This is a genomic window from Corallococcus sp. AB038B, from assembly GCF_003668955.1.
Classification (GTDB): Bacteria; Myxococcota; Myxococcia; order Myxococcales; family Myxococcaceae; genus Corallococcus; species Corallococcus exiguus.
Window position 1 is genome coordinate 1 of sequence record NZ_RAWO01000306.1, and the last position, 396, is coordinate 396.

The following is a 396-nucleotide window of genomic DNA, read 5'->3' on the forward strand; positions in this document are numbered from 1 at the left end:
GGCGGAGAGGAGGGCTCGCGCATCCGGGCCTCGACGCGAGCGGCGCGCTCCCGGGCCTCGCGGGCGATGCGCTCGGCGATTCCCGGGTCCGACTGCACGTAGCGCAGCAGCGCGTCCACGTCACCCCCGCGAGCCTGCTGGAGGGCCTCGCGCGCCTCGGGTGGCAGCGTCTCCTCGGCGAAGCCGCCGGCGAGCGCCTCGTACTTCTTCACCAGCTCCGCGTGCTTCGCGCTCCACTCGCGGAACTGCACGTCGAACACCACGTCCAGCAGCGGGTTGTCCTCCGGACGCGAGCGGCCGAGCTTCTTCGACGCCGAGGCGAACAACACCCCCACGCTCAGCACCTGCCGGTCTCCAGCGGGGAGCCCCGGCACGGAGGCGCGCCCGAGCAGCGCC

General features: G+C 74.2%; 1 pseudogene. It reads right to left on the reverse strand.

What is annotated here, in order from left to right:
* Positions 1 to 396: pseudogene (locus D7Y04_RS44910) on the reverse strand (zinc chelation protein SecC); the annotation flags it as partial.